At 45.0% G+C, this 13688-nt stretch carries 10 protein-coding genes; 4 read left to right on the top strand and 6 right to left on the bottom strand.

The genetic code is table 11. From position 1 onward, the window contains the following. Positions 1 to 109: 109 nt before the first annotated feature. Entirely contained in the window at positions 110 to 1012 is a 903-nt protein-coding gene (locus L3V30_RS00320; protein ID WP_237308040.1) for a DUF3943 domain-containing protein, read from the bottom strand. A gap of 193 nt (positions 1013 to 1205) precedes the next feature. Here L3V30_RS00320 and L3V30_RS00315 point away from each other — a divergent pair, with 193 nt between their 5' ends. Further along, positions 1206 to 2438, top strand: coding sequence for a CinA family nicotinamide mononucleotide deamidase-related protein (locus L3V30_RS00315; protein ID WP_237308039.1), 1233 nt, complete (start codon positions 1206 to 1208; stop codon positions 2436 to 2438). Between the two features lie 95 nt (positions 2439 to 2533). Here L3V30_RS00315 and yfaE read toward each other — a convergent pair whose 3' ends face one another. The 4 genes from yfaE to ubiG all read right to left on the bottom strand — a co-directional run bounded on the left by yfaE (position 2534) and on the right by ubiG (position 7521). Further along, the gene (yfaE, locus tag L3V30_RS00310) at positions 2534 to 2815 is read right to left on the bottom strand and encodes a class I ribonucleotide reductase maintenance protein YfaE (protein ID WP_005376817.1); all 282 of its coding nucleotides are present in this window, start codon (positions 2813 to 2815) and stop codon (positions 2534 to 2536) included. After that, complete coding sequence (gene nrdB / locus L3V30_RS00305; RefSeq protein ID WP_005376818.1) at positions 2815 to 3948, bottom strand: class Ia ribonucleoside-diphosphate reductase subunit beta; 1134 nt, start codon at positions 3946 to 3948, stop codon at positions 2815 to 2817. The genes yfaE and nrdB overlap by 1 nt, the downstream gene beginning before the upstream one ends. A gap of 81 nt (positions 3949 to 4029) precedes the next feature. After that, positions 4030 to 6312 (bottom strand): class 1a ribonucleoside-diphosphate reductase subunit alpha, encoded by a 2283-nt coding sequence (gene nrdA, locus L3V30_RS00300; protein ID WP_005394788.1) that lies wholly within the window; start codon positions 6310 to 6312, stop codon positions 4030 to 4032. A 501-nt stretch (positions 6313 to 6813) separates the two neighbouring features. Next, on the bottom strand, positions 6814 to 7521 hold the full coding sequence (ubiG, locus tag L3V30_RS00295; RefSeq protein ID WP_031780424.1) for a bifunctional 2-polyprenyl-6-hydroxyphenol methylase/3-demethylubiquinol 3-O-methyltransferase UbiG: 708 nt from the start codon (positions 7519 to 7521) through the stop codon (positions 6814 to 6816). A gap of 480 nt (positions 7522 to 8001) precedes the next feature. Here ubiG and gyrA point away from each other — a divergent pair, with 480 nt between their 5' ends. From gyrA to L3V30_RS00280, 3 genes are all read left to right on the top strand, one after another. Next, positions 8002 to 10722: a DNA topoisomerase (ATP-hydrolyzing) subunit A gene (gyrA, locus tag L3V30_RS00290; RefSeq protein ID WP_085343492.1), complete on the top strand. Its 2721-nt coding sequence runs from the start codon at positions 8002 to 8004 to the stop codon at positions 10720 to 10722. A 123-nt stretch (positions 10723 to 10845) separates the two neighbouring features. Next, positions 10846 to 11469 (top strand): cytochrome c, encoded by a 624-nt coding sequence (locus tag L3V30_RS00285; protein WP_006743142.1) that lies wholly within the window; start codon positions 10846 to 10848, stop codon positions 11467 to 11469. Positions 11470 to 11510: 41 nt separating this feature from the next. Continuing rightward, complete coding sequence (locus tag L3V30_RS00280; RefSeq protein WP_104971905.1) at positions 11511 to 12065, top strand: hypothetical protein; 555 nt, start codon at positions 11511 to 11513, stop codon at positions 12063 to 12065. Between the two features lie 86 nt (positions 12066 to 12151). Here L3V30_RS00280 and nrfA read toward each other — a convergent pair whose 3' ends face one another. Beyond that, on the bottom strand, positions 12152 to 13579 hold the full coding sequence (gene nrfA, locus L3V30_RS00275; protein ID WP_237308038.1) for an ammonia-forming nitrite reductase cytochrome c552 subunit: 1428 nt from the start codon (positions 13577 to 13579) through the stop codon (positions 12152 to 12154). Positions 13580 to 13688 lie beyond the last annotated feature (109 nt).

Raw genomic sequence — 13688 nt, 5'->3', positions numbered from 1 at the left:
TCAATTTTTGACACTAATTCGTGAAGCAAATAATTAAAACGATGTTTAGGGCACAAAAAAGCAGCCATCATAAGGCTGCTTTTCTACTGATTATCAACTCAAGTCAAGGCTAAAATGTTACTTTTAGTTCGACACCGTAAAATTGGCTATCGTAGTTGGCGCCTGCGTCCATCGCGAATTTTGCGACGTCTTGATTACCAAACCAAGGTGATGAATTAAATTGTAGTTCTGCACTACCGCCCCATGCATCGGTTACCCAATAATGGATATGCCCAACAGGGTTTAGGAAGAAGAGTGATACATCACCGACGGTTTCAGAGCCCATGACTTCGCCGCCGTTTGCTACAATATCTTGCTCAGCAGTGAGCATCATTTCGCCAACCACAGCACCAAAGAATGGTGTGATAAAAATATCCTGCCAAGATGGCACTTCTGCAAATGCCTCTACTCCGTACTCCCAAAAGAACGTTGACATGGTTGCGGAGTACAAGAATGACTGAAACTCGTTATAGCCAGCGTGGCGTGCGGCTGTGTAGTAAACGCCGCCAAAATAAGGGTGCATGATATAGTTGAGGACATGTTCATCACGATCCCAAACAGGCCCGTCAGAGACATTATCTTTCCATTTTTGACCCAGCTTACTCATGTCTCGGTCTTCTTCGTCCCATTTAGTGATACTTTCTGGAAGGAAAGTCATCATACCAACGGTTGCGATACTCAGGCCAAGAATGGTGTAGGTTTGACCCATGAGGTAATCCCAGTCTTTATCTTGAGGGATAATGAGATGTTTAGGCTGAAGCCCTGCATCAAGATTTAATGAATCATCATTATTCTGTTCAAACATAAGACCGCGATTTTGAGACTCGAAGGTGTACAGAGTCGTCGTTTCGCAGTAACCTGACAAGCAATCAGGTGTGTAAGAAAACTCCGAATGACTGGTCATATCGTACTGACTTGCGTGCGCAAGCGCTGACGAAGTCAAGCAAAGGCCAGTTAGAGTTTTCTTGAACATGGATGATTTTGACACAAAGGTCTCCGAGTTGATGGTGTGATGATCGGGCTCGCAATTATCCCTCAAAACATCAACCATTTAAATACTTGATCCTTATTTAGTCCCAATATATCTCGTCGAGATTCGTCCAAATAAAAAGAAAAATAAGCACTATAACGAATAATAGGATTGTGCTTATGTTCAGGAGTCAGTTGTGAAAATAGCAATGCTTAGTACCGGTGAGGAAGTGCTCCACGGTGATATTGTTGATACGAATGCGGCATGGTTGTCTAGCCTGTTTTATCAACATGGATTTGGCTTAACAAAGCGTTCAACGGTTGGTGATAGCCTGTCGAGCTTGGTTGAAGAGTTTTTAATGTTGAGCTTCAACAATGACGTGGTGATCGTGAATGGTGGTTTAGGGCCAACGACCGATGATATGAGTGCGGCCGCCGCCGCGAGAGCTGCTGAGTGTAAACTCGTGCTTTTCAAAGAGTGGTTGCAGCATCTAGAAAGTTTGTATGCTCGACGTGGCATCCCAATGCCAGACAGTAATTTAAAACAAGCCATGCTACCAGAAACGGCTGAGATTCTGGATAACCCAATAGGCACGGCCTGTGGTTTCAAGATGCTGATTAATGATGCCATTTTTTATTTTACGCCGGGTGTGCCAAGTGAACTTAAGCTTATGGCAGAGACGCAAATTTTGCCTGATCTGAGAAGAGCTTTTCCAGAGGTGCAAGGTTCATGTTGTAGTCGAATCTATACGTTTGGCCTTTCCGAATCCGGTATCTCGGACAAGCTTGATCAGCTAAAACTTCCTCAAGGGTATGAGCTTGGTTATCGCTCTTACTTACCTTTTATTGAAGTGAAACTCTTTGGCCCTTCTGACCAGTTTGAACAGCGTTTGAAGTTGGTACAGATGATCAATAAGCATCTTGAAAGCAATACCGTTAGTATTGATTTACCTATGGTTGAAAATGTCGGCCAGCTGTTGGTGGATAAAGAGTTAACCGTGTCGGTTTCCGAAAAAAGCAGTGGTGGATACTTAACTTATTGGTTAAATAGTGATGAAAACGCTGAAAGGCAACTTGGACATGGTTGGGTACTACCAAGCCAGACTCAAGCGATGAGCAACAGCGGAGACCCATTAGCAGAAACGTTTGCTCTGGCAGGAGCGACGCGAGAGAAGTGTGGGACGGATTTATCACTCGTCACTGGCGATATTGAAGAGGGTGTTTTTTCCGTCGCTTTATCGACACCGTCAGGCGAGTGGGGAGCGTTATATAAACTCTCGAAAAAGTATCAGCGCAATGATCAAGTTAAAGTGGTCAGCACGGCAGCACTAGACTTGTTGCGTCGTTACCTAGAACGTAAACCGATGTTTGCACATTATGCATTTTTAGAGAAAGTTAAAGAGATGCATCTCCCAGGTAGTGCTTTATAACCAGAGACCTATAACAGCCTGAGAGATAAAACACGTAGATACAAAAAAGCCAAGGTAATCACCTTGGCTTTTGCGTTTTATACCGTCGAGTCACGTTATGCGCGCTGCTTTTCTTTCATCGCGTAGTTAACGCCACTGAGTGACAAATCCGATTTTGCTTTACAGATACAAGGTAATATCTCATCACTTTGCGTGTAAGCCATGGCAAAACCAACATACTCCACTTCACCAGATTCCAACTTGCAGCGACAAGCGCCACAGTGCCCATCACGACAGTTGTATTCTGGTAATAAGCCAGCTTGCTCCATTGTTTCCAAAATTGTATTGGAAGGGTTGGATTCAATACTGATGAGTTTGTTGATTTTGAGTGTTGCCATTACAGCTCGAATCCTTCGAAGTCGTCTGCGCGAACTTCATTGTCAATTTGACCCACAAGGTAAGAAGAAATTTCCGCTTCTTGAGGTGCAACTTGAACGTTATCTGAAGACAACCAAGCGTTAATCCATGGGATTGGGTTGGTTGTTGCTTCTGGATAAGCTGCAGGTAGACCTACTGCTTGCATACGGATGTTGGTGATGTATTCAACATATTGGCTTAGGATGTCTTTGTTTAGACCGATCATAGAGCCATCTTTGAATAGATACTCTGCCCACTCTTTTTCTTGCTCAGCCGCTTCTTTGAATAGGTCAAAACAGTCTTGTTTTGCTTCTTCTGCGATTTGCATGAAAGTGAAATCATCCTGACCGTTACGTAGCAGGTTGATCATGTGTTGCGTACCGTTCAGGTGAAGCGCTTCATCACGTGCAATCAGTTTGATGATTTTCGCGTTACCTTCCATTAGTTCGCGTTCTGCGAAAGCGAAAGAACATGCGAAACTTACGTAAAAACGAATCGCTTCTAGAGCGTTCACAGACATCAGACAGATGTACAGTTTCTTCTTCAGATCGTACAGACTAACCTTAACCGTTTCACCGTTAAGGACATGCTCACCTTCACCGTAGCGATGGTAATCATTCGTCGCTTGAATCAAATCGTCGTAGTAGTGCGCGATGTCTTTTGCACGCTTCAGGATGTGCTCGTTCTCAACGATATCATCAAATACCACAGCAGGGTCGTTCACGATGTTACGAATAATGTGCGTGTAAGAACGAGAGTGAATCGTTTCAGAGAAAGACCAAGTCTCAATCCAAGTCTCTAGTTCCGGCAGAGACACAAGCGGCAGCAGTGCCACGTTAGGGCTACGACCTTGGATAGAGTCTAGAAGCGTTTGGTACTTCAAGTTAGAGATGAAGATGTGCTTCTCGTGATCTGGCAGTTTGTTGTAATCGATACGGTCGCTAGATACGTCTACTTCTTCTGGACGCCAGAAGAAAGAAAGTTGTTTCTCGATAAGCTTTTCGAAAATCTCAAACTTTTGTTGGTCGTAGCGTGCAACGTTTACTGATTGACCTAGGAACATTGGTTCCTTCAATTGGTCATTCTTTTTTTGGTTAAAAGTACTGTAAGCCATAATGCCTCAATTCCTTTTAAACCTCCCCATAAGGGGAGGTTATCGATAGTCTGTCTTTACGGAGTGTTAGGTGCGGGTAGATTAAATCTTACAACCGCCGCCAGCACAATCGTCATCTTGTGGTTGAACAGCGTCTTTCTGTTCATCTTTTGCGCCATCACGAGTGTTATGGTAGTAAAGCGTTTTCACACCAAACTTGTACGCTGTTAGCAGGTCTTGAAGTAGTTTCTTCATTGGTACCTTGCCAGTCTCGTAACGTGACGGGTCGTAGTTAGTATTAGCAGAGATAGCTTGGTCAACAAACTTCTGCATAATACCCACAAGATGTAGGTAACCGTCGTTCGAACCGATGTTCCAAAGCAGTTCATAGTTGTCTTTAAGTTCAGTGAACTCAGGTACAACTTGCTTCAGAATACCGTCTTTCGAAGCTTTTACTGAAACATAACCACGTGGTGGCTCAATACCGTTAGTTGCGTTTGAAATCTGAGAAGAGGTCTCAGAAGGCATTAGCGCAGTCAGTGTTGAGTTACGTAGGCCGTGCTCCATAATTTCTTTACGTAGGCTGTCCCAGTCGTAGTGCAGCGCTTCGTCACAAATTAGGTCGATATCTTTCTTGTACGTATCAATCGGCAGTAAGCCTTTCGCGTAGTTCGTTTCGTCGAATGAAGGGCACTTGCCTTGCTCTTTTGCCAGTTCTACCGATGCTTTTAGTAGGTAGTACTGCATTGCTTCGAACGTACGGTGAGTCAGGCCATTTGCGCTACCGTCAGAGTATTTCACGCCATGTTTCGCTAAGTAATAAGCGAAGTTGATCACACCAACACCTAGCGTACGACGGTTCATCGTCGATTTGTATGCCGCTGGTAGAGGGTAATCTTGGTAATCAAGTAGTGCATCTAGCGCACGAACAACAAGATCAGATAGCTCTTCGAAATCATCTAGAGACTTGATAGCACCAAGGTTGAAGGCAGAAAGCGTACATAGTGCGATCTCTCCCGAGTCATCTTCAACGTTAGTTAATGGCTTCGTTGGTAGTGCGATTTCTAGACATAGGTTCGATTGACGAACTGGCGCTACTTCAGAATCGAATGGGCTGTGAGTATTACAGTGGTCCACGTTCTGAATGTAGATACGACCTGTTGATGCACGCTCTTGCATTAGCAGAGTGAACATTTCAATCGCTTTAACCGTTTCTTTCTTGATTGAAGGATCGTTCTCGTACTTCACGTATAGACGCTCAAACTCTTCTTGGTTTTCGAAGAATGCGTCGTATAGACCCGGTACGTCTGAAGGTGAGAATAATGTGATGTTACCACCCTCAACTAAACGTTGGTACATCAGTTTGTTTAATTGAACACCGTAGTCCATGTGACGAACACGGTTCTCTTCAACACCACGGTTGTTTTTAAGCACCATTAGAGAGCGAGCTTCGCCGTGCCACATTGGGTAGAATACAGTCGCTGCGCCACCACGAACACCACCTTGCGAACAACATTTTACTGCGGTTTGGAAGTATTTGTAGAACGGGATACAGCCAGTGTGGAACGCTTCACCACCGCGAATCTCTGAACCTAATGCACGGATACGACCAGCGTTGATACCAATACCAGCGCGCTGAGATACGTAACGAACAATCGAGCTTGCTGTTGCGTTGATAGAATCAAGACTGTCGCCACACTCGATCAGAACACATGAGCTGAACTGGCGAGTAGGGGTGCGCACGCCAGACATAATTGGCGTAGGTAGAGAAATCTTAAATGTCGATGTCGCATCGTAGAAACGCTTGATGTAATCAAGACGCGTTGCTTTTGGATATTTCGCAAATAGGCACGCTGCTACAAGGATATATAAGAACTGAGCACTTTCGTAAATTTGGCCCGTTACACGGTTTTGTACGAAGTACTTGCCCTCTAGCTGCTTAACTGCCGCGTATGAGAAGTTTAGGTCGCGTTTATGGTCGATGTACGCATCAAGTTCGTCGAGTTCTGCTTTTGTGTAGTCTTCTAGAATATGTTGATCGTACTTACCCATATCGACGAGGCGAGACACGTGATCATAAAGCGTTGGTGGCTCGTATTGGCCATACGCTTTTTTACGCAGATGGAATACCGCTAGGCGAGCAGCTAGGTATTGGTAATCCGGAGTCTCTTCAGAGATCAGGTCTGCCGCAGACTTGATGATTGTCTCGTGAATATCTGTCGTTGTGATGCCGTCGTAAAACTGGATGTGAGCGCGAAGTTCTACTTGAGAAACCGAAACATTATCTAGACCTTCTGCAGCCCAAGTGATAACGCGGTGGATTTTATCCAGATCGATACTTTCTTTACGGCCATCACGCTTGGTGACGGTAAGTTGTTGGTTCATTCTGCTTTATTTCCCTAAGAAAACTGATAAAAGCCGTATTTTTGTTTGTTTATGTGCAATATGAGTAAAGCTTGCGGCGGCTTTGTGATCAAAGTCTATCTATATATTGTCGCTTAAACACAACATATAGGGGTTCATTTGTTTGCGGGTTACAAGATAGTGCTATTACACTGATTTATCAAGGTACAGATCGGGGATGACTTGTGGATAACTGACAAAATGAAAAAAATCAGTAAGTGAACACTAACCGATGAGAAAAGGGCAGACTTGAATGGTTAAAAGCACGGTTTTGAGATCGGTTTAGAAATAACCGCATGCAAAAATATTTTCCTTGATCTTTGGCCGTTTTTATCTACGAAAAATAGGTTGGTTAAAATGGAATCTAGAGCACGAATTTTAGGCATAAAAAGACAAAAAAAGCGGCAACTTTGTGCTACCGCTTTCGATTCATTTTCTACAAAAAATGTCAATTACAAAACGCATTTTTTAACATAACGGCGTTCAGTATTTTTTAGTATGAACGATGTAGTTTACATCTACATTACGGCCGAGTTTGTAACTGTCATTAAGAGGGTTGTAATGCAGGCCTGTAATGCCCATTTCTGTTAGGTCTGTTTGGTCTATCATCTTCATCATTTCGGCAGGCTTGATAAACTTCTCGTGCTCGTGAGTCCCCTCAGGAACAATCTTAAGAAGCTTCTCTGCACCGACAATAGCAAACAAGTATGACTTGATGTTTCGGTTCAAGGTTGAGAAAAACACGTGACCACCAGGTTTTACTAGCGCAGCACAAGAGCGGATAACGGAGAGAGGATCTGGAACGTGTTCAAGCATCTCCATACAAGTCACAACATCGTAAGTTCCTGCGTTTTCTATAGCGTGGTCTTCTATTGTGCTCTGAATGTAGGTCAGTTGAGTACCGGTTTCTAGTGCGTGGAGTCGCGCGACTTCTAAAGGTTCTTTGCCCATATCAAGTCCAGTAACAATAGCGCCTTCTTTCGCCATGCTTTCAGCAAGAATGCCACCACCACAGCCGACATCAAGTGCACGCTTGCCAAACAAGCCATTTGCTTTTTCAAGTACATAGTTCAAACGAAGTGGGTTAATTTGATGAAGTGGCTTAAACTCGCCTTCTAAATCCCACCATCGAGAAGCCATGTCCTCGAATTTCTTAATTTCACTTGGGTCGACGTTTTGTGCTTTAGTCATAATTGGTTTTATTGCATTCAATCTGAGTCCTTTAGAGGGCGTCAGTATACTCCAACGTTTTATAACCAAACAACCTCGACGTGCTTAGTGAAGGGACAATGACAGAGTTCACCGGTGCGGCAACAACAGGTTCCTGTAACTTTGAAAGGGCTTGCATGTTTTTGGTTCATCCTTGAACTAGTGCCAGTGACAATACTCTAAAACCGGCATTTTTGACGTTGTGTGGATATATTGGGATTAACGATTTCAACTAAGTTCCATACGTACAGAGTCCGATTTTGCTCAATATTGACCGAAATATAACCACTAATCAGAAAGATATGGGATGAGTGTGCAAATTCTCGACATTTGATTCATAACCAAGCTCACAACCTGATAAAAGGAGAGGGAAAGTGATGCCGAAGTGATGAATTGTGTGTTATATTTTTGCACCTTACACGTATCGTAATTACGATCAGATAATAGAGGGATAATGGCTCTATGAGCGATTTAGCTAAAGAGATCACGCCCGTAAACATTGAAGATGAGCTTAGAGGTTCATATCTAGACTATGCGATGTCAGTCATCGTGGGTCGTGCTCTTCCAGATGTGCGTGATGGCCTAAAACCAGTACACCGCCGCGTTTTATTCGCGATGAACGTACTAGGCAACGATTGGAACAAACCATATAAAAAATCAGCCCGTGTTGTCGGCGACGTAATCGGTAAATATCACCCACACGGTGATAGTGCTGTGTACGACACAATCGTACGTATGGCTCAACCGTTCTCGCTTCGTTACATGCTGGTCGATGGTCAAGGTAACTTTGGCTCTATCGATGGCGACTCTGCTGCGGCAATGCGTTACACCGAAGTTCGAATGGCAAAAATTGCCCACGAACTATTGGCTGACCTAGACAAAGAAACCGTAGACTACGTACCAAACTACGACGGTACTGAGCAGATCCCAGCGGTTCTTCCAACTAAAATTCCAAACCTATTGGTTAACGGTGCTTCTGGTATCGCAGTAGGTATGGCAACCAACATCCCGCCTCATAACCTTGGCGAAGTGATCGATGGCTGTCTTGCATACATCAATAATGAAGAAATCACTATTGATGAACTAATGGATTACATTCCTGGTCCTGATTTCCCAACGGCGGCGCTGATCAGCGGTCGTAAAGGCATTGTAGACGCGTACAAAACAGGTCGCGGCAAAATCTACATGCGTTCGAAAGCGGACATCGAAGTGGAGAAGAATGGTAAAGAAACCATCATCGTCACTGAGATCCCATACCAGGTAAACAAAGCTCGCTTGATCGAAAAGATCGCTGAGCTAGTTAAAGATAAGAAAGTTGAAGGCATCAGTGCACTGCGCGACGAGTCAGATAAAGACGGTATGCGTATTGTTATTGAATGTAAGCGCGACGCTGTGGGCGAAGTGGTTCTAAACAACCTATACGCTCAGACTCAGTTGCAAACCACTTTCGGTATCAACATGGTGGCCCTAAACAATGGCCAACCACAGCTATTCAACCTGAAAGATATGTTGAAGTGCTTCGTTGATCACCGTCGTGAAGTTGTGACTCGTCGTACTATTTTCGAACTACGTAAAGCGCGTGAACGTGCCCACATCCTTGAAGGTTTAGCGCTAGCGCTTGCCAACATTGATGAAATCATTGAGCTTATCCGTAAGGCGCCAACACCGGCTGAAGCAAAAGCGGGTCTTATCGCTCGTGGTTGGGATTTAGGCAACGTTTCAGCAATGCTAGAGCGTGCTGGTACAGATGCAGCACGCCCTGAATGGCTAGAGCCTCAATATGGTATCCGCGATGGTCAGTACTTCCTGACTGAGCAACAAGCACAAGCAATTCTAGATCTACGTTTACATAAACTAACAGGTCTAGAACACGAGAAGATTCTTGGCGAATACAAAACACTTCTAGAAGAAATCGCTGAACTCATGCATATCCTTGCAAGCACTGAGCGTTTGATGGAAGTGATCCGCGAAGAACTTGAAGCGGTTCGTGACGGCTTTGGTGATGCTCGTCGTACAGAAATCACAGCTGCGAGCCATGATATCGACATGGAAGAGCTGATCGCACGTGAAGACGTTGTGGTTACTCTATCGCACGGTGGTTACGTTAAGTACCAAGTACTGAGCGACTACGAGTCACAGCGCCGTGGTGGTAAAGGTAAGAGTGCGACCAAGATGAAAGATGAAGACCACATTGAGCGTCTTCTAGTGGCGAATACCCACGATAATATCTTGTGTTTCTCTACTCGCGGTAAAACATACCGTCTGAAAGTTTACCAATTGCCTCTAGCGAGCCGCACTGCTCGTGGTAAGCCAATTGTGAACATCCTTCCACTAGAAGAAGGTGAGCGCATTACCGCGATTCTGCGTGTTGATGAATTCTCTGAAGACAAATTCATCTTCATGGCAACAGGTGACGGTACGGTTAAGAAAACGCCGTTGAACCAATTTGCAAATGTTCGTTCAAATGGTCTGATTGCGGTAAACCTACGTGAAGACGATTCGTTAATCGGTGTGGATATCACTAACGGCGAAAACGAAATCATGCTGTTCTCTAAAGCGGGTAAAGTGGTTCGCTTTAAAGAAGCAGAAGAAATTCCAGTACTTGACGAAAATGGTAAGCCAGTTCTTGATGAGAATGGTCAGCCAGAGATCAAGTTTAAAGGTGTTCGTCCTATGGGTCGTACCGCCTCTGGTGTTCGTGGTATGAAACTGGCTGAAAATGACCAAGTTGTATCACTTATCGTTCCTTCGCACGAAGGCGACATCCTAACAGTTACAGAAAACGGTTACGGTAAACGTACAGCGCTGAGTGAGTACCCGACAAAAGGTCGTGGCACTCAAGGTGTCGTTTCTATCAAAGTTTCTGAGCGAAACGGCCCGGTAGTTGGTGCTATCCAGGTTGTTGAAGGTGATGAAATGATGATGATCACCGACGCTGGTACACTAGTACGTACTCGTGTGGGTGAAGTTAGCCAGGTTGGTCGTAACACGCAAGGTGTAACGCTTATCCGTACTGCGGAAGACGAATCTGTTGTTGGTTTGCAACGTATTGAAGAAGTTGATGAAGAAGAGCTGCCTGCTGGTGAAGAAGCAGAAGCGTTAGAGTCAACAGACGAAAATACGCAGCAAGATACTCCAGAAGCGCCAGCCGCTGATGATGCAGAGGAAGGTAACGAAGAGTAATCTTTCGTCACTATTCTAATGTAAAAAGCCGAGCCTCAGTTGCTCGGCTTTTTTGTACCTCTATCAACGCAATACAAGCATTAAACCAGTACACTAATACTCAGTTTGTCTAGGGAGCGCGTTATGTCTGTTTGGTTTTTCATTGCCATCACTTTGATGGGATTATTCGTCGTCGTATTATCGCTCAGCGCTTCAAGAGTAAGAGCGGCACAATGGTTCGGTTTTTGTGCTTTGGTACTAGTGTTAACCAGCGCTAGCTTCTTATTGTTGCGTCAATCTCCTCCACAACCTATTCAAGCTGAAGTCTCTCGAATGATGACTGCTCGCGATATCATGCAGGAAATTCAAGACCAATTGCGTGAAGACCCAAACAATGCCGAATTGTGGTTTCAGCTAGGGCAGGGCTACCTGCTAGAGGGAGAACTGGATGGCGCGCTGATTTGTTTTGATTATGCCATCCAACTGACTGAGCCAGTCGGTGCCACGCAACTTGCTGCGAAAGCGACGACCTTATACTACATTCACCAGCAATCAATGACGCAAGAAGTCAGTTTGCTTCTAGAACAAGCTTTGCAGATAGAACCGCATAATGAAGCGGCTTTGTCGTTGATTGCCAATGATCATTTTCTGTCATTCCGCTTTCAGGAAGCCATTGATACTTGGGTGCTATTACTCGACTCGAACGATCCAAGCTTAGATCGAGTACAAATTATTAACTCGATCAATAAAGCGAAAGAGCTGTTGTAGGCGTAGACTCTAATAAGTAGTAGAAGAAAGGTGGGGGACGAATGAAGAATAAAGCGTTCGGAATATTTGTGGTGCTGTGCGGCTCCGTGTTAGTGGGTTGTAGCTCTTCCGAACATTCTGGCACCTCATCTACGGTTTATTACTCTTCCGGTTATTACGACCCTTGGTGGTACGATCATGACGACTACTGGATTTATTACTATCCGGGTTGTTGCGACAACGACGATGAATACAAAGAGAAACTAGAAGAGTGGTGGAATGGCTTGGATGAAGAGCAACAGCAATCCATCAAAGACAAAGTCGAAGATTGGAAAGACGATGATATGTCCGCCAATATCGATAACATGAAGCGACAGCTTGACGATCATTGGCAATCGCTGCCTGACGAGCAAAAGCAGGAGATTCAAACCAAGTGGGAGAACCGCCCCGAGCGCATCGAGCCTACGGCTTTACAAGACAAAGCCGTGGCAGAAAAGCTTCAACAAAGAAAAGCATTGCCGGAAACGAAGATCCAGCGCCCAGTTACACGCCCAAATGTGCAGATGCCTAAAACACGTCCACATATTCAGCCTAGGCCGAGACTTCCTCGTCGCTAATCTGTTTTCCTCTCCTTCTATCAAACAAAAAGGGCGCAACGTGCGCCCTTCGTTTTATCCATTTAACCTAGTGTAATCGATACTGATCAGTACGTTGCTTCGCGCTCAGCAGCTGCTTTATCCCATTCTGGTGCCACCGTTTCTAGGAAGTGTTTCTTGTCTGCGTTCATCTTTTCCATATCCATACCTAGTGCTTGTTGCGCTTTTGCTTTGGTCGAGATATCTGGAATTTGAACTGGGTCAGTAATACCTTTGGTTGCCAGTAAACGAACTAACTTAGTACGAGCGTCAGCAGCGCGATCAACTGCGGTACCGAGTACTTCAAGTGCTACCTCAGGAGCATGCATGTGAACACCGTGAGAAGCAATCGCGTAGTCCCAACGCCATTGTGCATGGCGAATATCTTGTAGGATAGGTTGCATCTCTGCTTCTGTTGCACCCGCTTTCCACGCTGCTCCTGCTTCAAAGTGCGCCGCTACGATTTGCTTCTCGGCGGTTAGCTTCATGTTTAGTACTTGCGCTTTGCGAGTCGAAACGATGCCTTGTAGCTGCTCTTTGGTTTGAGTATGGCATTGCGCACAGGTGTCTTCAAAACGATCAAACGGGTTACCCACTTTGTGGTCGGTGTATACCGTACCGTCTTCTTTGGTTACTTTAGGCATGTGACAGTCCACACACACCACTTTGTTTTTGCCATGAATACCCGCTCTCCAAGTTTCGAAACCTGGGTGTTGCGCCTTAAGCATTGGTGCTTTAGAAACGGCGTGCGTCCAATCTTTAAAGTTTAACGCGTCGTAGTATTTCTCCATATCCGCGACGTTGGTCCCCATGTCCCATGGGAATTTGACTGCTTTAGTCGGACCTGTGAAGTAGTACTCGACATGACATTGAGCGCAGACTGACGCTTGTTTATCTAAGCGAGATTGTTGGTCAAAATTTTTGCCGATGGTGTCAAAAGCACGCTCGACGTATGGGCGAGTCAGTGCCAGTGCGGGTTCGCCTTTCTTGAAGGCTTCAGAGCCCGTGTTGTGGCAATCGGAACAACCGATAGGGTTGACGATTTCTGAGCCTAAGCGTGCCCATTTACCTTCGAAATAACCGTCTTCACCGCGCTCTTCAATTACGCGGGCGACATCTGGGCTTTTACAACTCCAACAAGCCATCGGCATTGGCCCGGAGTCTCCGTCTGCTGGTGCGCCGGTTCTGAGGGTTTGCCTCACATCATCAAGCGCGTAAAAGTGACCGCGCGCTTTGTTGTAGTCTTTAGCAAAACCATAACCGGCCCACAAGATCACCATGTTTGGGTCTTCACTTAAGGCATCTTCAATATGCTCGCTTTCCGATGTGGCTTTCCAAGAGTGATATTGGTCAGGATGGTTTTGTTCAAAGGTATCATTGCGAGGCTCTATGAGACCAGTATCCTTTGCCGCCAAAGGAGCACCAACCAAAAATAATTGGCTGGCGAATAAGGTCGCAACCGCGATAGGTGCGCTCATCCAGTGTTTTATGCTCACGGTGTTATCTCCATATTCGTTTTTATTAGCAGCGTTGTGAGGAGCTATTCCAAATAAGAATCGGAGATCTATCGTTAATATTAATAGTGAATTGAATAGATGAAATAGT

The organism is Vibrio sp. A1-1, from assembly GCF_021728175.1.
Lineage (GTDB): Bacteria > Pseudomonadota > Gammaproteobacteria > Enterobacterales > Vibrionaceae > Vibrio > Vibrio diabolicus.
This window is presented reverse-complemented; position numbering and strand designations above follow the sequence as displayed.